The organism is Arthrobacter sp. HS15c (assembly GCF_040812005.1).
GTDB lineage: Bacteria > Actinomycetota > Actinomycetes > Actinomycetales > Micrococcaceae > Arthrobacter.
The window spans coordinates 142,037-163,039 of record NZ_JBFOHM010000013.1; the positions used below are offsets into that span (position 1 = coordinate 142,037).

Consider the following 21,003-nt stretch of genomic DNA (forward strand, 5'->3'; position numbering starts at 1 on the left):
CCGCACGTCAGTCAGTCCCTGTCCGCCGCGAGCAGCGAGTCAGTGGCTGGATCCGGCTGGCCGTCAAAAAAGTCTGCCAGCACTGTTTTGAAGATGGTCTCCCCCGGCGCGGCACGCAGGAACAAGGTCATGGACGACTGGAGCTTCCTGGCGTCGATGCCGCCCAGGATGTCGACGGCGGGCTGGCCGGCATGGGTATCAATGGCTGCTGCGGACTCGAGCAGCCGCGGCCCCAGGACGTCATGCTTGAGGTAGGCCTGCGCTTCTGCCAGCGTGCTGATGGCGTACCTGACGGACGTCGGACTGCTGCCAAGCCCGGCTATCTGCGGGAAGACGAACCACATCCAGTGGCCGGTCTTCCGGCCGAGCTGCAGTTCAGCAAGCGCCTGGCTGTACGTGCCGCCGCTGTCCTGGGCCTCAACAAACCGTTCCAGGTGGTGGGGATCGCTCATGTCAGTCTCCTTCTTTCAGGTGTTGCCGCCTATTTCCGCGGTCAGGGATGCGGCCCGGCGGATCCAATCGTCGGGGTCAAGCCGCCAACGGGTCATCACGACGTCGGCGCGCTGCCGGTCCTGTCCCTCGAGTAGAGTCAGCAGCGGAACCACAACGTCGCTGATCAGCGGATCCACCAGCTCACGTGAGTGCGCGGACCTGATGAAGCCCTCGAGCCGGGTCAGGTCGGTGTGCCGCAGCAGGCCAACACGGGACTGCAGCAGCACGACGGCGGCGAGGCGCCGTTCATACACCGGTCTCCTGCCTGGATGCGGCTGGCCCCAGAGCAAGGATGCCAGGGCCGTCACGTCGTCGTGGGCAAGCTCCTTGAACTTCCTGCCGGCGTCGCGGACGGTCCCCCGCACTGCTCCTACCGATGACCCGTAGGAGCTCATGGTCCCGCCCACCCGGGACTCCACATCGTCCGCCCGGTACCAGGCGCCTTCGTTCTGCAGGGTGGTGTCGATGAAGGCGGCGGCGTCCAGTACGGTCTGGTTCACAGGCCTACCGCCCGCCGCGGCCGGTGGAGGCGTGCTCAATGCAGTACGGCGTCCAGGGCCGGGCCTCCAGGCGGCCTTCGGCAATGGGCCGGCCGCACACACTGCAGGCTCCGTAGCTGCCGTCCGAGATCCGCTTCAGTGCCGCTTCAACCTCGGCAAGCCCGGCGCTGCTCTGGTTCAGCAGGGCCGAGGCCTGGGACAGTTCAAAGGCTATGGTGGCGCCTTCGGGGTCGTGCTCGTCGTCGACGTTGGAGTCCAGCCGCGCAGCGCTGGCTGACGAGATATCCGCCCGGAGCGCCGGGAGCAGGGCAAGTTTCCGGGCCCGCTCTTCCTCCAGGAGGATCCGGAACCGCTCAAAGTCAGCCATGGGAAAAGCCTAACGCCGCCGCTGCTCTGGGGGACTCGACAAGCCGCGCGCAACGGAGGATGCTGGCACTCGTAAGCGCCTCAGATGCCGTCTGGCGGCCAGGGACAGACAGCTGACGGACACCGAATTCCGCAGAGAAAGCCCGCGTGCCATGCCCACAAATGTTGTTACCCAGCTGGCGGTCAAGTCGCACAATTCACCGGACGAAAAACGCCGTCCGGACAAGACCGAAGTGGACGTCGTCCATCTGGGCGACTACACCGTTGGACGGTTCACTTTCGAGCCCGGCTGGCGCTGGTCCGACTGCATCAAGCCCGTGGTCCACACCGAGTCATGCCAGGTCAACCACATCGGATACTGCGTTTCCGGTGCACTCTCGGTGGAAACCACCGACGGAAACAGCATCAGCATCTCCGCAGGCGATTCCTACACCATTCCGCCCGGACATGATGCCTGGGTTGACGGCGACCAGGCCTTCGTCGGGATTGAGTTTGTCAGCGCCGCGGAATTCGCCAAACCGCCGCAAGACTCCGCCTAGCCCGGGGTTTGGGCGGCTGCGGGCAACGCCGGTCAGTACCAGTTGTACTGAATGGAGTGGTTCCAGGCTCCGCAGGGTGAACCGTAGCGGTCCCTGATGTAGCCAAGCCCCCACTCGATCTGGGTCCTGAAGCTGGTGAGCCAGTCGCTGCCTGCGCTGGCGTACTTCCCGGCGGGCAGTGCCTGGGCGATGCCGTACGCACCGGAGTACGGGTTGGTGGCTGTGGTCAGCCAGTTGGATTCCTTGGTCCACAGCTGCGCCAGGCACTGGAACTGGTCCTGGCCCCAGCCATAGGCGGACAACCGGCCGGAAGCGTAGCTCTTTGCACCGGCTGGATCGTTGACCGCGCCGCCCGGAACTATGGGTACGACGACGACGGGTGGCGGGGTCGGCGTCGGAACCGGGGCAGGAGCCGGGGCGGGCGCCGCCGGTGCAGCTGGTGCGGCCGGGGCCGGGTTTTGGGGTTTTTGCGCGGCGGCGAGGGCCGCGGCCTTGGCTGCGGCCTCGGCCTGCTGGCGCGCCTGCTCCTGCGCAGCGGCGCGTTTGGCGGCCTGCGCCGCCTCGTAGGCGGCCAGGGCGGCCTGGCCCTGGCGGAACTCACCCTCGACCGCGGCGGTGGTGTCTTTGAGGGACGCCAGCTGCGCGGTCAGTTCCTGGCTGTGCTCCTCTTGCTCCGCAATCTGCCGCGACATCGCCTGCTGGGCGGCCTGGGCGGCGTCGAGCTTGTCCTTTGCTTCCCCTGACAGTCGCTCGCGTTCTGCCCTCGCTGCCTGCTCCTGACCCGCCAAGGCGCTGGAGACCCGTTCGGCGGCCGCGGATTTGTTGACCAGGGCTGCTGTCTTGTCGCTGACGATCTGGACGATGTTGAGGCCCTGGATGCTGTTGGTCTGGACGGCATCCAAGGCAACGAAGAATCCCATGTTGGTGCCGCCAGTCTTGTACGACTGCGCTGCCAGCGCACCGATTTCCCTTTTGTACTGTCCAAGTTCGGCAGTTGCCCGTGCTGTCTGGGCGGTGAGGACATCCACCCTGGCACTGGCTGACTGGAGCGCAGCCTCCGCTACGGCGTACTCGGCGGCGGAGGTTACGGCCGCGCTGCCCAGCGCTTCGGCCTGTGTCTGCAGCCCGCCCAGCAGATCGTTGATCCTGGTGACCTCTGCGGCCTTGCCGGCCTCGCTTTGCTTGGCGTTCTGCACGTCCTGCCAGGAGGGGTAGCCACCCGGCGGTGCGTCGTCGGCGGCGTATGAAGGAAGCAAGGCAGCCGACCCCATCAGGGCGACGGCCAGCACCCCCGCGAGGGCGGGCAGCCTCATTCTGTGAGCAAACCGGGACATAGTTGGTGAGCTTACCGGGCAAAACGCCCAATAAGTCGTTCACGGTCAAACATTGTTACCCAGCAGAGATCCCGGTTCACCGGGCCGTGAGCCGGAAGTATCAGGGCGTCATCAACATGGCCCTGCACGCAGGCTCGAAATGTCCTATATCACGGCTTCGTCGAATTGTTGCGTCACAATCACCGCCCAAGCCTATTTTTTGTTTGTGAATCACGACACACCCGGATGAGCCCTTCCGGCATATACGGATTCGAGCCTGACCTGCGGCGCCTATCTCCCGAGCCGCTGGAACCGGCGAAATCATCAGGTGGCCTTGCACTCTACATTCCGTTATCGGAATGTGACATTCCTATCCTGCGCTGGTTATGGTCGTGCAGTGCCCCGGCCCAAGCCGGGACATTCCGGTCAGTATGCCGAGCCCTGCCACTGACCCGGGACCCCAGCGCATTCCACTGGCAGGGACGGGGGAACCACGTTTCCACGGCTTCTTTCGAAGCCTTGGGGTTAAGTCGGTATCGCTCCGTCCCGTGCGGAGCCGTAACCGGCCGGGTGTCTCCGACCCGAACCCGACAGCTCACCCCGCAGGCATGGGAGAGGCGATCATCCATGTCCAAGAACTTCACTGCCGCACGCCATCGTGCGACTGCTATCCGCCCCACAGCCCTCGTCGGCACGTCTTCAACAGCCAAAGCCCGCGCACTGGCGTTCGGCCGGCCTGCACTTGTTGCTGTTGCGGCATCCGGCCTGCTTTTCAGCGTCGGCACCCCCGCACAGGCCGGCGTCCACGGACCCGACACTTCCGGGACCGTCAATGTTCAGGGCCAGTCCAGCGCTCCGGTAGCAGCTCCCGTGGCTGCGCCTGCAGCGGCCCCTGCTCCGGCAGCGGCTGCAACCGTCTACACCGTCGTGTCCGGCGACACCCTGGGCGCCATTTCCGCGTCCTACGGCGTTGCCCTCAACGACGTCCTGTCGGTCAACGGCCTGACGATGACCACCATCATCTATCCCGGCGACCAGATCCAGATCCCGGGCGCAGGCTACACCGCACCGGCTCCCGTGGCGAAGGCAGCAGCAGCCCCCACGGCTCCGGCCAACACAGGCGTCCAGCTGGCCTCCACGTCCGCACCGGTAGTCCAGGCCCCGTCCGGCTCACTCGGCGCGGCCATCCTCGGGTCAGCCTATTCTCAGCTCGGCGTCCAGCAGGACTGCACCGCCATGGTGGAGAAGGCACTTCGCTCGGTTGGCAAGAGCGTGGGAGACCTGGCGCCAACCCAGTTCTTCGCGTACGGCACGGTGGTGGGTACTCCTGCCGCCGGTGACCTGGTCATCACGGCCGGCCATGTGGGCGTCTACGCCGGAAACGGCCAGGTCGTCAGCGGTGGCGTGGACGGTTACAAGACCGAAGTCCACTCCCTCAGCTGGCTCGCGGGGGCATCCTTCGTCCGCGTAGCGTGATCCGGCCATGCCCGACGGCGGCGGGCGGCACCCAGCCGCGCGCCGCCGTCGTCCATCCCTGGTGTTCGCTCAGGTCCCGCAGAAGGTCCGGTAGCTCCCGAAGTCAGCAGGGGCGGGACCGGCGTAGCGTTCCAGGCCGGGACGCTCGGTGTATGGGTTCGCCAGGACGTCCACCAGGCGGCGGAACGGGTCCAGGTCGCCTGCAGTAGCGGCGGCGAGGGCCTCTTCCACCAGGTGGTTCCTGGGGATGTAGGCGGGGTTCACCCGATCCATCATGCCCGCGTCCGGTTCCAGGGCGAGCCATCGTTTGGCCCATGCATCGAATGCTCCCGGGTCCGCGAACATGGCCCGGACAGCGTCAGGCGTGCCCCGGGCTGCCGAACCGAGGCTCCGGAAGAACGAGGTGTAATCAACCTGTCCCTCCTCAAGCAGTCCCAGCAGGTCGTTCACCAGCGGGGATACTGCGTCGTCGTCCGCGTCCAGCCCAAGTTTGGATGTCATCCCGGCGGACCATGCCGCGCTGTATAGCTTCCGGAACCCGCCCAGGGACTCCACTGCGAGCGCAACGGCCTGCTCCTGGTCCTCATGGAGCAGGGGCAGCAGCGCCTCGGCCAGCCGGGTGAGGTTCCATTCCGCAATGCGCGGCTGGTTCGCGTAAGCGTAGCGTCCGCCCGCGTCGATGGAGCTGTAGACCGCTTCGGGGTTGAAGGCATCCATGAACGCGCAGGGTCCGTAGTCGATGGTCTCGCCTGAGATGGTCATGTTGTCCGTGTTCATTACCCCATGGACGAATCCCACGAGCATCCACTGTGCCACCAGCGACGCCTGGGCGGCGATGACGGCATCGAACAATGCCAGATAGGGCTGCTCTGCCTGCCCAGCGTCCGGATGGTGGCGGCTGATCGCGTGGTCGGCCAGGCGGCGGAGGAGTTCGGTGTCACCGTTGACGCGGGCGAACTGGAAGCTGCCTACGCGCAGGTGGCTGCCCGCGACGCGGGTGAGCACAGCCCCGGGAAGCATGGTTTCGCGGCGGACCGGGCGTCCTGTGGCCACGACGGCGAGTGAACGCGTGGTGGGGATGCCCATGGCGTGCATGGCTTCACTGACAATGTATTCGCGCAGCATCGGACCGACGACGGCGAGGCCGTCACCGGCGCGGGCGAACGGCGTACGGCCGGAGCCCTTGAGGTGGACATCGAGCAGTCGCCCGTGAACGTCGGTGACCTCGCCGAGCAGGAGGGCGCGTCCGTCGCCGAGCAGCGGTGAGTACCCGCCGAACTGGTGCCCGGCGTAGGCCTGGGCCACCGGGGTGGCGCCTTCCGGGATCCGGTTGCCGATCAGCATCAGCGTCCCCTCGGGCGTCCGAAAGTACGACGGATCCATGCCCAGCTCACTGGCCAGGGCGTCATTCAGGACAAGGAGCTCCGGCGCCGGCGCCTCCTCGGCCTGCCACGGAACAGCAAGCTCCTCGAATTCCCGGGCGAAGCGGCCGTCAAAGGTGAGCGTTGCTGGGGTTGTGGTGCTCATGTTTCAAGACTACCCGTGCCGACGGCGGCGCAGGCGGCGTAAAATTTCGGTACCGGTTCATCGCTGCCCAGGGCAGTGACGGTCATGGAAAGGTCGCGGTCGCCATGGTCAAGAATCCCTTCGGGCATCATCAGCAGGAACACGAAAGGTCGGCTGATTCAGCTCACCGAAGCCATCGGTCCTGGCTGAAACGGGAGGACGCAGGGTTTGAGCACGGGCGGAGCAGCCTGTTCTTCCTGGCCCACGACCTTCCCCAGCCGCCCACTGTGACGTGCATCCAGGGACACGAGATTCCGGACGGGCAAACCACGTGCGATCACGGGCATCCCATCGGATGACGCCCGCTTGACCGCTCAGACGTGCTGCTTGAACCACGCCAGCGTGTCGTTCCAGGCCGCCGTGGCCTGGGCCTCGTTGTAGCGGCCGCCGGTGTCGTTGTGGAAGGCGTGGTCCACGCCCGGGTACACCGTGAGCTGGTGCGTCACGTTGCTGGCCGCCAGCGCGTCCTTCAGAGCCGGCATGGCCCCGGTGATCCGCTGGTCCAGCTCCGCGTAGACACCAAAGACGGCCGCCTTGATGGCCGGGACCTTGTTCAGGTCCGGCGCCGGTCCGTAGAAAGCGGCCGTTGCTGCGAGCCCGCTGAGTTCCGTCGCCGCCTGCCAGGTGATCCCGCCGCCGAAGCAGTACCCGTTCATGGCGATCCGGGCGGCGTCCACGAAGTCCTGTGCCGCGAGGTAGTCGAAGGCGGCAGCGAAATCGGCCACATGCCGTGCGGCCCCCGCACTGGTCAGCGCACCCGGAACGGCATCGGCATCCAAGGCTGCCGTCCCGCCCTCCCTGCTCAGGAGGTCCAGAGCCAGCGCGCTGTATCCGGCTTTGGCGAAACGCCGTGCCACGTCCTGGATATGAGGGGTGAGCCCGCGGTTCTCATGGCAGACCAGCACCGCCGGACCGGCCGCTCCCCCGCCCGGCCGGGCAAGGTAGCCGCTGATCCCGGTGCTGTTGGAGGGGAACGTGACTGTCGACGTCGTCAGTCCCGCCGCGCCCTCGGGAACGGACAGGGGGCTCCTGGCGCCAGGGACTGCACCGGCCGCCGCGGTGCCGTTGCCCGCCGTCGACGACGACGACGGGGCGGGCGTGGGCATGGGGTCGCTGCTGCGCGGGACTTCTTCGGGGGTACACCCGACAAGCAGCATCGCGGCCGAGGTCGCGGCCATGCTTCCGGTGATGAATGCGACCCGGCGGGTAAAGGTGCGGTGGGTCATGTCGCCGGCGCGGTAATCGTCGAAGAATTCCTCGATCAGGTACTTCTCAAACTTGCCAAGCTGGATCATGGGAGCCTCCTGAAGATGCCCAACATCCTCCTCCGATGGCCTGGACCGGGCAAGGCCTCCCTGGTCTCGCTTAACGCGGCGGCCGTCGCTTGGGAAAGGTGATCCGGTCCAGGTCATTGGCCGCCACAACCGTCGCCGTACCGGCACGTTCGCGTGCCTGCTCCGCGAGCGGTGTGACGTCGTCGCCATATCGGGAGGAGAAGTGCGTGAGGACAAGGGTGCCGACGGCGGCGCTGGCCGCCAGCTCCCCTGCCTGCCCGGCGGTGAGGTGCCGGTACTCCGCGGCCAGTCCGGCGTCGTCGTTGCTGAACGTTGACTCCGCCACGAGCAGATCCGCACTGACGGCCAGTTCCTCCGCGCCGGCGCAGGGTGCCGTGTCCATCACAAAGGCGAAGCGCTGGCCGGGACGGGGAGTACTCACGTCCTCAACGCGGACGCGTCCCAGGCGGCCGTCACGCTGCAGGCGGCCGACGTCGGCTCCCGTGATCCCCGCCGCGGCGAGCCGGTCCGGAAGGAAGGTGTGGCCGTCGGGTTCGGTGAGCCTGTAGCCGTAGGTTTCGATGCGGTGCTTCAGCGGGTGCACCTCCAGGCCAGGCGCGACCGTTCCGGCGGCGCCGTGCGGGTGAAGCCGCAGGTCGATCCCGGGAGAACTGACGGCCACCAGGGCGCGGACCGTCTCCTCCCCCGACGCCGGATAGTGCAGGTGGACCGGATGGGGCACGCCGTCCAAAGCCATCCGCGACAGCACTCCGGGCAGGCCAAAGCAGTGGTCACCGTGCACGTGGGTGAGGCAGATGCGGGTGATCTGGGTGGCCGATACCCCGGCGTGGAGCATTTGGCGCTGCGTTCCCTCACCGGGGTCAAAGAGCAGGCCCTCGCCGTCCCACCGCAGCAGGTAGCCGTTGTGGTTCCGGGTGCGGGTCGGCACCTGGGAGGCAGTGCCTAGGATGACGAGTTCACGCATGGAATCGAGTGTCCCATTGTGTTGGCCGATGCGCGGAGGTCTTGCCGCCCGGCGTGGACGCCAAAACGCCGCGGACCAGTCCTGGTTCCGCGGCGTTTTGTTGATTCTGTCCGGAGTTTAGCCGGCCGGTGCGTCCCTCAGGCCGGCACGGTCACTGCGCTCCGGATTCTTCTTTGACGGCGCCGTTTCCGGAGGCCCTGGGGCCTGCGACGGGGGTTGATTTGCCGAAGCCTTTGAGCATTTCGATCACGTCAAACCCGGTAGTGTCCTTGAGCATCTGAGCAGTCTGCTGCACGCCCGAGGAAACATTCTTGCTGACCTGACCTGCGCCGTCGTTGGAAATGACGGTCATATTGCTGATGGCGCTCATCGGCGCGGCGATTTCCCGGGCTATGGAAGGCAGCACTTCCAGGAGCTTGTTGAGGATTGCTGCCTCGTTGAACTCGCTGTACGCCTTGGCCTGGGCCTCGATGGCTCCTGCTTCAGCCGTGCCACGAAGGCCAATGACATCAGCTTCGGCGATGCCTTTGGTCTTGGTCACTTCGGCCTCGGCAAGGCCGCGGGTCTTGTTGATCTCGGTCTCGGCGTTGCCCTTGGCGGTGTTGGCTGCTGCCAGGGCCTTTGCTTCGACCTCGTTGCCGGCAGCCTTGAGCTTGCGGGTTTCGAGTTCAGCGGCGGCTTCAACCTTCGTAGCCTCCGAGATCCGGGTACGGCGTGCGAGGTCGGCAGCTGCTTCGGTTTCAACCTTGTACTTGGCAGCGTCTGCGGGTTTGCGGACCTCGATGTCGAGTTCCTTTTCGCGAAGCTCTGCCTGGCGTGCCACAACCTGCTGGTTCTTTAGGATAATCGCTTGCTGCTGGTCGGCATGGGCGAGGGGGCCCGCGGCGTCAGCCTCTGCCTGGCGGGCATCCGTTTCCTGCTTCAGTTCAGCGCGCCGGAGGGCCAGCTTCTGCTCGGCTTCAGCCGTTTTCTGGTCCGCGAGCGCCTTCGCTTCCGCGGCTTCCCGCTGGGAGTTCGCTTCAGCAATACTGGCGTTCCGTGCCACCAGGGCAGCCTCGGGGCGGCCAAGGTTCTTCAGGTAGCCGCCGGCGTCGTCCACAGACTTGATCTGGAACGTGTCGATGACCAGACCCTGGTTGGTCATCGAATGCTCGGCTTCTTCCTTGACGGAGGCCGCAAACTGCGCGCGGTCCTTGATGATCGCGTCAACGCTCAGGGTGCCCACGATGGAACGCAGTGAACCCGACAGGGTCTCCTGCGTGTAGTGATCAATGGCGTCCTGCTGGTCAAGGAAACGCTGGGCTGCCTTGCGGACAGAGATCTTGTCGCCGCCGACCTTTACCTGGGCAACGCCGGCCAGCTTGAGCTGGATGCCGTTGTTGGAGATCGCTTCGATGGTGACTTCAACCTGACGCGATGACAGCGAGATGTGGCTCACGCGCTCGGTGATCGGGTTAACGAACGCCCGATTGTTGATGATGACACGGGACTGGTCATCGGAGGTTTCATCGGTGGTGTTCGGATCGCTCTTGCCGGTGATGAGCATGGCCTCATTCGGCTTAGCAAACCGGATGCTCGAAGTGTAGAAGATGAATCCCGCGATGAGCAGGAGGGCAAGTGCGCCCCCGCCGATCAGCATTACTGTCATAGTTCCCCCTATTGATGTGTCAGATCGCCATGGTTGTCGCCGATCCTTGGACCCCGGCGCCATGGGGGACGCGGCATTGCTGAAACAACCCGGCGACGTCCCCCATCGGACCGGGTGCCTTCCATCAAACCTTACGTGCCATTGGTGCTCCAAGGCTCGGCGGGCTTACCGCGGCGCCAGGGTTGGTCAGCCCGCACGCAGGCGCAATCGCAGGCGGACACAAGGTAACTCGCGGTCCGGGTCATTCCTGTTACCTAAACGTGACTTAACGGACGGGTTCGTGTACGGTCTTGGGGTGGCCCATCTGGATCGGGCTGCGTCCGGGCTGACGCCGAGCTCTGCCACATCCCGGACTCCCAACACATTAAGGCAGAGACGGGGGACCCACAGTCTTCGGGCCGCTGCCCAGCGGTCCTTGGGGTGAAGCCGTCACGTTTAACGTGCCGGCCGGTTGACCTCCACCGAACCCGACAGCTAACTCCGCAGGCGTTGAGAGGCAACCATCATGTCCCGTTCGCTTGATCAGTCGCGCCCTTTTCGGGCCGGGCGACACCGCGCAGCTGCTGCGCCTGTCATCACCACTCCACTCACCCCCACGAGTTCCGACGCAGACGTTCCTCATCCCGGGCATGGTTCCACCGAACCGGCGTCCGCCCCGCTGCGGCGACGCAGGGACAGGCGCCCGTCCCTCGATATACCCCCCGCCCCGGAACCAGGACGTCCCTCGGAAACTGCATCTCCTGCAACCGAAGCCCTTCCGGCAATAGCCCCCATAGGTTCCGCTCCGGGAAGCCCACGGAGAGCTGTAGGCCGAGGCAGCCAGCCAGCGTCAGGCATGAGCCCCCAGGTAGCCGCTGCCTTCAGTTCCGACGCCCGGGCCATCCTGAAGAGAGCCGCGTCGGTTCGTGTTGTTGGTCATCGGATGGCCATAGTCGCAGGCTCCCTTGCCGTGCTGCTTGCCGTCGGCACGGCCAGCCAAGCCACCGAGCTGCCCTTCTTCGGCAAGGAGTCGTCCGCCCAGGATGCTCCCGGTGCAACGGACACGACCGGCGCCACGTCGGGAACACAGCCCACCGGCACTAATGGACGCGTGACTCCCCGGCCCGGCGCCACCACTGCCCCGGGCACACCGGGCGCTGCCCCGGCACAGGCCGCCCCAGGCACCGATAATGTGCCCGCTGCTACGGATCCCACTGCCTCTTCCGTGCCAGCCGTCGCCGACCTCCCCATGCCGGTGGACGCTCCTACCCTGGCCGGAATCCTGGCTGACTCCCCCGCCGCGGTTCCGCCCTCACCGACGCCCACCGTGATCCTGCAGCCACCGGTTATTACATCGGCGACACCTGCTCCGCCAGCGTCTGCGGCGGCGGCCACACCGGCGCCCACGACGACGCCTCCGGCGACCACACCCACACCGACACCGACACCGGTCGGCGCGTCACCCGCTCCCTCGCCCACTGGTACCTCTGCACCTTCCGATGAAGGGGACGGCACCACCGAAGAAGCAGTCGAAACCCGCTCGTATGCCAGCGGCCGCCTGGCGTCCTATGGATGGGGGCGGAACAGATGAATGCCCTGAACGCGCTGTGGGACACGTCAACAAAGTGGCGCCCCAGCCAGGTGGACCGGGGGTTGGGCTACATCAAGGAAAGCTATGGCTCTCCGGCAAAAGCCCTGGAATTCCGCGCTGCAAACAATTGGTACTGACCCGGGCAGCCCCTTTCCCCGGCGAAAATCAGTCACGCGGTCGCATCAGCGGTGGATTGAGTACGGCACGCGCCGGCTGTCCCGCAGCCGGCCTGGCAGCCTCAGCCAGCCGGTAAAGGGCGGCAGGACGGCCGGCGTCACCGGCCGTCGTCCGCCCGGTATCTTCCAGGAAATCAGGCGTTCCTGTGGCCTTGCGGTGGAAGTTGCGGGGGTCAAGGCGGGTGCCCCACACGGCCTCATAGACGGCGCGGAGCTGGGCTATGGTGAACTCCACCCCGCAAAAAGCCGCCCCCAACGGCGAGTATTCGAGTTTTGACTTCGCCCGCTCCAAGGCGTCACTGAGGATCTGCTCGTGATCAAAGGCGAGCCGCATTTCGCCATTAATGACCTGCCTGACGGGGTACCAGGCCGCGTGCGCGGCGTCGCTCCCTGCCGCCAAAACCGGAAAGTCGGGAGCGAGCAGCAGGTGGGCCACGGTGAGCACGTCCCCGCGCGGGTCCCGTCCTTTGGGGCCATAACTGCCCAGCTGCTCCAAATGCCCTGGAAGATGTCCGACGCCGGTCTCCTCCGCAAGCTCCCGGCTCGCGGCCGTAAGCAACTCCTCGCCGGCCAGGACGAAACCGCCCGGCAGGGCGAGCTGACCGCGGAAGGGATCAATCAGGCGGGTGATCAGCAAAACGTTCAGCGCGCCGTCGCGAACGGTGAGGGCGACGACGTCGACGGTCACCGGGAAGCGCGCAGGCAGCGGGTGAGGTTCGGTCATGAAGCAATCCTAGGTAGTTATCGTCACCTTGACAATAAGTCGCGGTGATCCTACAGTCTAGTTATCGTCAGAATGACGAAAAGAAACTGAAGGAGAAGCTCATGGCAAGCATCAAGCGCTACCCCTGGATCAGCCACTTCCTGGGCAGCCCTACGGGGTACGTCGTCCACCTGCAGCAAGGCCAGGTCAGGCACCAGGGGGTGGGCCAGGCATTCTGGTTCCGGCCGGCGAACTCCGTGCTCAGCGAGGTCCCCGTGGATGACCAGGAACTGCCCACACTGTTCCACGCCATCACCCGTGACCACCAGGACGTGAGCATCCAGGCAAACGTGACCTACCGCTTCATTGACCCAGTGTCAGTGTCCAGCCGGCTCGACTTCGGCCTCCAGCCAGCCGGTTCAGCTCCGGCCACGGGACGCGAACAGGTGGCCACGATCATCGGCCAGCTGTGCCAGAGCCACGCGATCGACCAGATCGCCACCACCACACTCGCCGAAGCCCTCGAGCGCGGCGTCAGCCAACTCCGCACTGTCCTCACCGAAGCTCTCCGAAGTGACGCGCGGCTCCTGTCCACCGGCATCGAGATCCTCGGCGTCCAGGTCCTGGCGGTCCGGCCGGAGTCCGACGTCGAGCGGGCGCTCCAGACACCCGTCCGCGAACAACTCCAGTCCGAGGCGGACCGGGCCGTGTACGAACGCCGGGCGGTCGCCGTCGAACGTGAACGGACCATCTCCGAAAACGAAATGGCGAGCCAGATTGAACTGGCCACCCGGCGCGAACACCTGGTCGCCCAGGAGGGCGCCAACGCGCGGCGCCAGGCCGAGGAAAAGGCCGCCGCCGGCCTGATCGAGGCACAGGCTTCGGCTGAACGCCAAGGCATCACCACCTCGGCCGAAGCAAACCAGATCCGGCTGGTGGGCGAAGCGGCCGCGGCACGCGAAGCAGCCACCATGGAGGTCTACCGGGGCATGGAGCAAGCCACGCTGCTGGCTCTGGCGCTGCGCGAGGCAGCAGGATCGCTGCCCAACATCGGCAACCTCACCATCACCCCGGACCTCCTGAGCGGGGCGCTGGCCGGGCTGTTCAGGGAGGCCCCGTCAGCCGTGACGCCGACCGCCATCGCCAAGTAAGGACGCACCATGGCAACCCCGCGCATAGTCATCGTCCACCGGCGGACCGAGCTCCAGGAGCTGCTGGACCGGCACGCCACACGCGGCCAGGCCGAATTCTTCCTCCGCACCAGGGGCCGCAGCATCCAGGACGTTCAGGAGCGGCACGACAGGCTCACCGCAGCCCTGGCCTCCCTCCGGGCCGCAGTTCCCGCCGAATGGCGGCACGCCGAAGTGGAACGCGCGGACCTCAGCCGCTTCCTGCTCACACCGGAGGACATCATCGCCGTGGTGGGCCAGGACGGGCTGGTAGCCAACGCGGCGAAATATCTCAAGGGCCAGCCCGTCATCGGCATCGACCCTGAACCTGGAATGAACCCGGGGGTCCTGGTCCGGCACTCGCCCCGTGCTGCGGCCAGGCTCCTGCAGGACGCGGCCCTGGCCGGGGCGGCGGAGCGGCTGCGGTGCCATGAACTCACCACGGTGACCGCGCGGCTCGACGACGGCCAGGAACTCTCAGGACTCAACGAGATTTTTATCGGACACGCCTCACACCAGTCGGCCCGGTACCGGCTGACAGCGCCGGACGGGCGGGCCGAGCGCCAGTCCTCCTCCGGCCTGATCGTCTCCACCGGCACCGGCGCCACGGGCTGGTGCGCATCGATTGCCCTCGAACGCGGAGGACGCCCCCTGCCGGGGCCGACGGATTCCCGGCTGGCTTGGTTCGTCCGCGAAGCATGGCCCTCCCCCATCACCGGAGCCTCATTGACTGAGGGTTTGTTGGAGGCTGGCGAAACGCTTCGCGTAAGTGTTGGCTCTGACCAGCTCGTGGTGTTCGGCGACGGCATGGAAGGCGACCGTCTCACAGCGTCCTGGGGCCAGGAAATCACGGTCCAACTGGGTGAGCGTCCGCTGCGGCTGGTGGCGTAAGTTTGGGCCAGCAAACAGAGCGCTTCAGGGCTCAGTAAAGGAAGATCGGCAGCCAGTCGCGGTTATGCGCGTGCACCAGCGCGAGGAAGAGAACGAAGTCGAAAAGCAGGTGCACTGACACAACGTAGGTAAACGACTTTGTCAGTTTGAAGGTGTAGCCCTGCAGCAGCGCGAAGGGGAACGTCAGCAGCGGACCCCATGCCATATAGCCGATCTCCCACAGGAAGGACGAGAAGACAACGGCTTGCAGGATGTTGGCGAGCCAGTCCGGAAAGTGCTGCCGCAGCAGGGTGAAAGTGGTGCAGATAAAGAACAGCTCGTCCCAGATGCCTACAGCGTTCACCCCGAGGAAAAGCCGCCAGAAGATGGTGGGGTCTGAGGCATCCGGCCAGTTCTGGTAGACCCCTGTGCGGATCAGGTACACCGGGAGAATGAAGTAGCCAAGAGCGACAACACCCATCAGGTACAGCTTCGCGCTCAACGGCCATTTACGGCCGGTGTTCACCGGAAATCTGATGATGTTCTCGCGGTAGGCGAACCGCGACACCAGCCAGGGCACGAGCACGGCCAAGGCAAGGGCTCCACCCATGAGCGTCATGTGCGTGATGCTCAAATCAGCGTTGAGGGGAACCAGGCTGATGATGACCATTCCCGCCGCGACCAGCATCAGGTGCCGCAGGAACGCGCGGTCGATCAGTGCCGCCGTGACCAGGCTCGTGGCGAGCATGCTGTAGCCAACGGGGTCATTCTCGACGCCGAAGAGCAGCACCCCGGATGCGGAGAGCAGGACCGCCGGCACGAGCTTCCAAGTGAGCGCGGTACGGCGTGGTTGCGTCGAAAGCGTTGTCACTCCACAAGCATGTCACGGGCCTGTTTCCCCTGCCCACACGCGGTTTTCGGGAGTAAAATATGGCCGTCGGCAGGATTCCTGCGACTCCTCGCCGCCACGCCGGTTCTCCACCTGAAGACCCGGCAGTTTGCGTGAAAGGGAGACCAATGACTACCGCCTCACACCCCGCCCAGCACCACATGATGGGGTTGACGCTTCACAACACTGCCCTGATTATTGGTGCGGTTTTCCTGCTGGTTGGAGTCCTCGGATTCGTCCCCGGAATCACCACCAATTACGGCGCCATGACCTTCGCCGGACATGAGTCCGGGGCCATGCTGCTTGGGGTCTTCCAAGTGTCGGTGCTGCACAACATCGTGCATCTGCTGTTTGGCGCGGCCGGCATTGCCATGGCCCGGACAAACCCGATGGCCCGCTGGTTCCTCCTTGGCGGCGGCGTTGTGTACCTGCTGCTGTGGATCTACGGCCTGGTCATCGACATGAACGCGGCCGCCAACTTCGTCCCGTTCAACATTGCCGACAACTGGCTGCATCTGGTTCTCGGCGTGGGCATGGTGGGCCTGGGCCTCTGGCTCGGCCGGGATGCCATGGAGAAAAAGGGAACCGCTATGTAGCGACCGGTTAGTGGAGAACCGGATCCTGAGGTGATGCGGTGAATGCCGCAGCGAACGGTGGACGGCCCGAAGGTGAACCCGTCTCCCTTTGGGTTGCCACCGCCGGAACCACCGATTATCCCGCCCTGCGCGGGGATCTTGAGGTCGACGTCGCGGTCATCGGGGCGGGCATCGCCGGGATGACCGCCGCGCTGGCCCTCAAACGGGCCGGCCGTACCGTCGCGGTCCTGGAGACCGCACGTGTGGGTACCGGCGTCACGGGCCACACCACCGGCAAGGTCACCTCCCTCCACCGCCTCGCGTACACCGGGCTTGCACGCGGCCACGGCACGGGCACTGCCCGCGTGTACGGGCAGGCCAACCAGGCCGCGGTAGAACACGTCGCGCAGCTGGTGGCCGACGAAGCCATCGACTGCGACTTCCGCCGCGTCGCCAATTACACCTACGCCGAAAGTGATGACGCGCTGGAACTCGTGCGCGCGGAAGCCAGCCTTGCTGCCCGCCTGGGCCTTCCCGCCACGTTCACCGCCGAAGTGCCGCTGCCCTTCCCGGTCAGGGGTGCCATCCGGTTCGACGGCCAGGCGCAAATCCATGCCGTGAAATACGTCCAGGGTCTCGGCCGCGCGGTACAGGGTGATGGCAGCTTCGTCTTCGAGGAGACCCGGGTCCAGAACGTCCACGATGGTTCCCCGGCCGTCGTCGATACCGAAAACGGCACCGTCCGGGCCCGCGACATCATCGTGGCCACGAATGTGCCGTGGGGCGGCCAGGGCCTGTTCTACCTGCGGTCTCATCCACACCGCTCGTACATCGTGGCCGGGCGTGTGGACACGCCACCGCTGGACGCCACGTTCATCAGTGCCGACCGACCGATGCGATCCATTCTGACCGCCAGCGTCAACGGCACAAGTTATGTGCTCACCGGCGGCGAGGGCCACCGCGTATCCGAGTCCGGCGACACAGCCGCGCGGTACCGCAGGCTCACGGCCTTCGCCCATGACCGCCTCGGCGTGGACAAGGTCGCCTACCGATGGTCAACACAGGACGGCATGCCGCTCGACGGGCTCCCCTACGCCGGGCTCATGTCCCCCACCGCCAAGCACGTTTACGTCATCACCGGTCTGCGCAAATGGGGCCTGTCCAACGGAACTGCAGCCGCCCTCATTCTCGCTGGCACCCTCACCGGCCGGGAGAACCCATGGGCCCCGGTGTTCAACAGCAACCGGATTACTCCGGCAGCCAGCGCGGGACGGTTCGTCAAGGAGAACATCAGGACCTTGGCGGCTGTCGTGGCCGGTAAGGTCCGCGGCCGGCCTGGCCAGGCGGACCTGCTGCCGGGAGAGGGGACGGTAATCAAAGCTAACGGCGGGAGCACCGCCGTCTACAAAGACGAAGACGGGCACGTTCACGCTGTATCCGCCACCTGTACCCATCTGGGCTGCACCGTCGGTTTCAACACCGCCGAGGGCACTTGGGACTGCCCCTGCCACGGCTCCCGGTTCACCACCGACGGCACCGTTATCCAAGGGCCAGCCGCCAAGAACCTCCCACCCGCACCGATGCCCTGATCGCACACTTTCCGCCTGAGGGGCCGTATCGCTGACGTCCTTGCCGCCGTTTATGCTGGTCGAGTGACTCCTGCCCCATCACCCAGCCCCCTTGACGTCATAGTCCATTCGGGGCCGGCCGACTGGTGGGTAATCCTCGCCGGGCTAGGACCATTGGCCGTACTCACCGCGGCCCTCCTGGCCTTCTACATCAACTGGCGCACCCTCAAGCAGCGCACGGCGGCCGACAAGACTGCGCTGGAGCAGAAAAGGGAAGCGGACGCCCAGGCCCTCAGGCAGAAAACTGAAGCGGACAGCCGGGCCGAATGGTGGAGGCGGACCCAGTGGGCGCTGGACCGGGCATTGGACGAGGACGAAGGAACAAAGGCCTTGGGGCTGGCAACCTTGGATGTTCTGGCTCGCAGCGAACTGGCCCGGGAAGAGGAGCTTGAGTTGTTCGACATTGCCTGGAAAAACGTCTCAGGTGATGAGAACGGCTACGAAAGCGAGCAGGAGGACGACTCCGGCGAGGAGATCGCGCCCGTGGACTCCGATGAACACTTGGGCGACAATGGAACGACCGATGAGGACAAATCCAAGGAGGTTGGACCATGAGCGCAGCGTCATCTGAACACCGATTCGTCCATACTCCCCGGACCACGCCCGCAACGCCGGCCAATAAGAAACCCACCCCGGCCGAGCATCGAGTCCAGGTGGCAGCAGCCAGGTTGCGGGTCACGCTCGATCAGCGGCTCGGCCGTGAAACCCCGGCCAAGACCAAGGCGCTGGCCAAGGAACCCATCTAGGTCTGGCTCTCCACAGCTATTTACCGCCCGCTGAGCGACAGCGCAATAGCTGCCAGCGTCTGGGCCCCGTTAGCCAGCATCAGGAACCCCGCTGCCGGCACGCCCAGCACCCAAGCTGCCCGCCGCCGTCGTGCCTGCTCCACGAGCAGCCGCAGGGCGTTGAAGTGGACCTGGAGCGTATCCCCGTTGCCCGGCGCGACCGGATTCCGATGCCAGGTCCGCGCCAGCGTAGCCGCCGCGGCGATTTGGCCCACCTCAGCCGGTCCCAGCACACGCCTACAGCGTTTGAGCCAGCCAAGGAGCTGCACCTCCCTGAGCACTACAACCTGATCGGGCTGCGACCTGATCGTCATGCCCTTGGGATCCACGACCACCACCATGCCGGTGACGTTCACGGCGGATCCCACTGCTGCGCTGAGTAGCTTTGACGCCCTTGCTGCTTCATAGGCAGCGTTGTAGAGGTGTCGCGTCTTCTTTCCAGCCACCATGAGAGTCCGGCCGGCCACCCACACGGATTGGCCGGAGTGGTTCTTCGTGTTGAGCGTAAAGACCCCGGCCGGGCCGACCAGCAGGTGGTCGATGTCCGTATCGCCCTTTCCCACGGGAATGGCATGCAGCACCAGCCACTCGGGGCCCAGCCCCTCAAGGATCCGGCCGACGGCGATTTCACCCAAAGCTCCTTTGTACCAGGGCCAGCTGTCCGGTCCGATCGGGCTGACGCCGAAGACCCGTTGGATCCAGGTTCGGGGCCGCACGAAGCTCTGGCGCGCCAACAGTTCCTCGATCACAGCCTGGGCGGGTACCCGACCGTCCAGGAGCATTTGTGCAGGGTCGGCGGTCATGGCAGGTCCATTTGGTGGGGCATGGACCAGAGTCTAGATCTGAATGCGTTCGTTTGACGATGGTAATCCTGGCTTGCGCTGAATCCTTCCGGAATACTTGTCGAACGCTGCGCGATGCTTGAGGAACAGGCCGCCGATCATGAACCGCCAGCGGCATAGCTCGGAATCTCAGTCGTCGTCTTTCATCGCAGGGCTGCGCATTCCGCTGTAGGCCACCACTACCCCAGCCAGGAAAATCACGACTGCGAGGTAGACCGGGCCGAGGTGCCCAAGCGTGGCAAGACCCCACGGGTAATGTGCGGGGACGGCCACTGCGAGTCCGACAGTGAGGACCACAACGGCTGTGGCGAAGGCCCAACGTTCTCCTCGGCGCACCCCATACCAGGACAGGCATGCGATGGCCAGCCCGGTCGCAGCGATGAAGCCGCTGAGCGCGATGTGCAGATGGCTGATGTAGTGATGCAGCTGAGGACTGAACGCCTCGACCTCCGCCATTCCCTTGTCCACTTGATCGGGGCCGATACCCAGCTCGAGGAAGGCTCCCGTGAAGTTGAGCACCAGGAAGACTGCGGCGTACGCAACGAAGGCAAGCCCGGCGAGCGCCATGAGTGCAGCTCCCGTCCGCAGGCGGGCCTGGTTCCCCGGGGTAGCTTGGATGGCAGGCATGGCCACCACTCCCTCTCCTATTCACGTAGATACTCGATAAGAGCCCGTGATCGAAGGGCTGTCAAGAGACTGGTCGCCACGTGCAGGCAATTGTGAAAGCGGCGCTTTCACTATTGCCTGGTACCACCACATCGACCTCACCCAGAAGGCTCTCGGTGCTTGGCGCTGGGCGGTCGGAGCCCGACCAGTCCGGAGAATCAAGCCTATGCGGGAAGGTCCCTCACGTGATTTCAGGCCGGGCTGCTGGCGAACGGGATAGTGCGAGTGCCCATCCGCCGGCCACTCCAATGGCAAGCAGTACGGTGACGAAGCCGATTGCCGGTGCGCTCGGCCAGGTCAGGGCGTTGCCATACCGCAGCAGGGCAAGCGCCTGCAGAATGACAAAGGCAACGGAGGTTAGGGCCACGGGGCGGACAGTGCGGAGGTCGAAGCTCGATTGGCCCTGCGCGGCAGCCCACCCAAGACCGACCAGCCACGCTCCGATCGCCCTCGCTGTGAGCTCGGACAGCGGCCACGGCCACCACTTCGCGGCAGGAATGGGTACTGCCAGGAGCGCCACGCCATATAACAGCAGTATCGCGACAGCAGTATCGCGGCGATTCCCACGAGGAGCAGCCGGAGCGCAGGGGGCAGCACTGGCCGTCCCGCCGTGACGGACTTTGGGGCAGGACGCCGGGACCGGATCTGCATCCAGCTGATGACGAGCATCGCCACGGGCACGATGGCATAGATTGCCAGCCACGCCCAGGTGGCTATTTGGGCAGTGGGGGCGGTGTCTGACGACAGGTGGAAGCGGCCGAGATGAAGGAGGGTGACTCCGAGGGTCAACGTGGTGAAGATGAACACGGGCCAGACTGCCAGCCTCGCTGAATCCCAACTCGCTGAGCGTGCGCCCGTCACCTCCAGGCCGGCGGCCGACCAATATGCCGCCCCGAGGAAGACCGCGGTCATGGGCGGATTGACTGTCCACGCGAAGAATTCATCAGTCCGGAGCGGAAAAACGAACAGCA

Annotated in this window: 23 protein-coding genes and 2 riboswitches; of the genes, 9 read left to right on the forward strand and 14 right to left on the reverse strand. The window is 65.5% G+C overall.

The window, feature by feature from the left end; genetic code table 11:
- Positions 1-11: 11 nt before the first annotated feature.
- Genes ABV518_RS20575 through ABV518_RS20585 form a run of 3 tightly spaced genes read right to left on the reverse strand, consistent with a single transcriptional unit; the run spans position 12 to position 1,359 of the window.
- A complete protein-coding gene (locus tag ABV518_RS20575) occupies positions 12-452 on the reverse strand; it encodes a DUF1810 domain-containing protein (RefSeq protein WP_367770917.1) in 441 nt (146 codons plus the stop codon).
- Between the two features lie 15 nt (positions 453-467).
- Positions 468-992 carry a DNA alkylation repair protein gene (locus ABV518_RS20580; RefSeq protein WP_367770919.1) on the reverse strand — a complete coding sequence of 175 codons (525 nt, stop codon included), beginning with the start codon at positions 990-992 and terminating at the stop codon, positions 468-470.
- A gap of 4 nt (positions 993-996) precedes the next feature.
- The gene (locus ABV518_RS20585; RefSeq protein ID WP_367770921.1) at positions 997-1,359 is read right to left on the reverse strand and encodes a TraR/DksA family transcriptional regulator; all 363 of its coding nucleotides are present in this window, start codon (positions 1,357-1,359) and stop codon (positions 997-999) included.
- Between the two features lie 151 nt (positions 1,360-1,510).
- Between ABV518_RS20585 and ABV518_RS20590 the strand changes: the two genes are divergently transcribed.
- Complete coding sequence (locus ABV518_RS20590) at positions 1,511-1,897, forward strand: cupin domain-containing protein (RefSeq protein WP_367770924.1); 387 nt, start codon at positions 1,511-1,513, stop codon at positions 1,895-1,897.
- Positions 1,898-1,929: 32 nt separating this feature from the next.
- Here the strand turns inward: ABV518_RS20590 and ABV518_RS20595 are convergent, their stop codons facing one another.
- The gene (locus ABV518_RS20595; protein WP_367770926.1) at positions 1,930-3,210 is read right to left on the reverse strand and encodes a coiled-coil domain-containing protein; all 1,281 of its coding nucleotides are present in this window, start codon (positions 3,208-3,210) and stop codon (positions 1,930-1,932) included.
- A 422-nt stretch (positions 3,211-3,632) separates the two neighbouring features.
- Positions 3,633-3,834, forward strand: a riboswitch (cyclic di-AMP (ydaO/yuaA leader).
- Between the two features lie 3 nt (positions 3,835-3,837).
- Here ABV518_RS20595 and ABV518_RS20600 point away from each other — a divergent pair.
- On the forward strand, positions 3,838-4,686 hold the full coding sequence (locus ABV518_RS20600) for a LysM peptidoglycan-binding domain-containing protein (RefSeq protein ID WP_367770929.1): 849 nt from the start codon (positions 3,838-3,840) through the stop codon (positions 4,684-4,686).
- Positions 4,687-4,755: 69 nt separating this feature from the next.
- On the opposite strand, the gene ABV518_RS20605 is transcribed toward ABV518_RS20600, so the two are convergent.
- The 5 genes from ABV518_RS20605 to ABV518_RS20625 form a co-directional block, all read right to left on the reverse strand.
- A complete protein-coding gene (locus tag ABV518_RS20605) occupies positions 4,756-6,213 on the reverse strand; it encodes a YdiU family protein (protein ID WP_367770931.1) in 1,458 nt (485 codons plus the stop codon).
- Entirely contained in the window at positions 6,210-6,356 is a 147-nt protein-coding gene (locus ABV518_RS20610; RefSeq protein WP_367770934.1) for a hypothetical protein, read from the reverse strand. Before ABV518_RS20610 ends, ABV518_RS20605 begins: the two co-directional genes overlap by 4 nt.
- A 210-nt stretch (positions 6,357-6,566) precedes the next feature.
- Complete coding sequence (locus ABV518_RS20615) at positions 6,567-7,547, reverse strand: dienelactone hydrolase family protein (protein ID WP_367770937.1); 981 nt, start codon at positions 7,545-7,547, stop codon at positions 6,567-6,569.
- Positions 7,548-7,617: 70 nt separating this feature from the next.
- Positions 7,618-8,511, reverse strand: a complete 894-nt coding sequence (locus ABV518_RS20620; RefSeq protein ID WP_367770940.1) for a ribonuclease Z — start codon at positions 8,509-8,511, stop codon at positions 7,618-7,620.
- Positions 8,512-8,662: 151 nt separating this feature from the next.
- Positions 8,663-10,159 carry a flotillin family protein gene (locus ABV518_RS20625; protein ID WP_367770944.1) on the reverse strand — a complete coding sequence of 499 codons (1,497 nt, stop codon included), beginning with the start codon at positions 10,157-10,159 and terminating at the stop codon, positions 8,663-8,665.
- 319 nt (positions 10,160-10,478) lie between these two features.
- A riboswitch (cyclic di-AMP (ydaO/yuaA leader) is annotated at positions 10,479-10,662 on the forward strand.
- Positions 10,663-10,994: 332 nt separating this feature from the next.
- Between ABV518_RS20625 and ABV518_RS20630 the strand changes: the two genes are divergently transcribed.
- Positions 10,995-11,729, forward strand: coding sequence for a hypothetical protein (locus tag ABV518_RS20630; RefSeq protein WP_367770947.1), 735 nt, complete (start codon positions 10,995-10,997; stop codon positions 11,727-11,729).
- Between the two features lie 165 nt (positions 11,730-11,894).
- On the opposite strand, the gene ABV518_RS20635 is transcribed toward ABV518_RS20630, so the two are convergent.
- The gene (locus ABV518_RS20635) at positions 11,895-12,629 is read right to left on the reverse strand and encodes an NUDIX domain-containing protein (RefSeq protein WP_367770950.1); all 735 of its coding nucleotides are present in this window, start codon (positions 12,627-12,629) and stop codon (positions 11,895-11,897) included.
- A 101-nt stretch (positions 12,630-12,730) separates the two neighbouring features.
- On the opposite strand from ABV518_RS20635, the gene ABV518_RS20640 reads away from it, so the two are divergent.
- Both ABV518_RS20640 and ABV518_RS20645 read left to right on the forward strand, forming a co-directional pair.
- On the forward strand, positions 12,731-13,759 hold the full coding sequence (locus ABV518_RS20640; protein ID WP_367770953.1) for an SPFH domain-containing protein: 1,029 nt from the start codon (positions 12,731-12,733) through the stop codon (positions 13,757-13,759).
- 9 nt (positions 13,760-13,768) lie between these two features.
- A complete protein-coding gene (locus tag ABV518_RS20645) occupies positions 13,769-14,668 on the forward strand; it encodes a hypothetical protein (RefSeq protein ID WP_367770956.1) in 900 nt (299 codons plus the stop codon).
- Between the two features lie 31 nt (positions 14,669-14,699).
- Here ABV518_RS20645 and ABV518_RS20650 read toward each other — a convergent pair whose 3' ends face one another.
- Positions 14,700-15,518 carry a CPBP family intramembrane glutamic endopeptidase gene (locus ABV518_RS20650; protein ID WP_367770958.1) on the reverse strand — a complete coding sequence of 273 codons (819 nt, stop codon included), beginning with the start codon at positions 15,516-15,518 and terminating at the stop codon, positions 14,700-14,702.
- 146 nt (positions 15,519-15,664) lie between these two features.
- Here ABV518_RS20650 and ABV518_RS20655 point away from each other — a divergent pair, with 146 nt between their 5' ends.
- From ABV518_RS20655 to ABV518_RS20670, 4 genes are all read left to right on the forward strand, one after another.
- Positions 15,665-16,132, forward strand: a complete 468-nt coding sequence (locus ABV518_RS20655) for a DUF4383 domain-containing protein (protein ID WP_367770961.1) — start codon at positions 15,665-15,667, stop codon at positions 16,130-16,132.
- Between the two features lie 38 nt (positions 16,133-16,170).
- On the forward strand, positions 16,171-17,700 hold the full coding sequence (locus ABV518_RS20660) for an FAD-dependent oxidoreductase (protein WP_367770963.1): 1,530 nt from the start codon (positions 16,171-16,173) through the stop codon (positions 17,698-17,700).
- A gap of 63 nt (positions 17,701-17,763) precedes the next feature.
- The gene (locus ABV518_RS20665; protein WP_367770966.1) at positions 17,764-18,294 is read left to right on the forward strand and encodes a hypothetical protein; all 531 of its coding nucleotides are present in this window, start codon (positions 17,764-17,766) and stop codon (positions 18,292-18,294) included.
- Complete coding sequence (locus tag ABV518_RS20670) at positions 18,291-18,485, forward strand: hypothetical protein (RefSeq protein ID WP_367770969.1); 195 nt, start codon at positions 18,291-18,293, stop codon at positions 18,483-18,485. The genes ABV518_RS20665 and ABV518_RS20670 overlap by 4 nt, the downstream gene beginning before the upstream one ends.
- A gap of 20 nt (positions 18,486-18,505) precedes the next feature.
- Here the strand turns inward: ABV518_RS20670 and ABV518_RS20675 are convergent, their stop codons facing one another.
- The 3 genes from ABV518_RS20675 to ABV518_RS20685 all read right to left on the reverse strand — a co-directional run bounded on the left by ABV518_RS20675 (position 18,506) and on the right by ABV518_RS20685 (position 20,552).
- A complete protein-coding gene (locus ABV518_RS20675) occupies positions 18,506-19,327 on the reverse strand; it encodes a nuclease-related domain-containing protein (protein WP_367770971.1) in 822 nt (273 codons plus the stop codon).
- A 168-nt stretch (positions 19,328-19,495) separates the two neighbouring features.
- Positions 19,496-19,993 (reverse strand): hypothetical protein, encoded by a 498-nt coding sequence (locus ABV518_RS20680; protein ID WP_367770974.1) that lies wholly within the window; start codon positions 19,991-19,993, stop codon positions 19,496-19,498.
- 220 nt (positions 19,994-20,213) lie between these two features.
- Positions 20,214-20,552 carry a hypothetical protein gene (locus ABV518_RS20685; protein ID WP_367770976.1) on the reverse strand — a complete coding sequence of 113 codons (339 nt, stop codon included), beginning with the start codon at positions 20,550-20,552 and terminating at the stop codon, positions 20,214-20,216.
- Positions 20,553-21,003 lie beyond the last annotated feature (451 nt).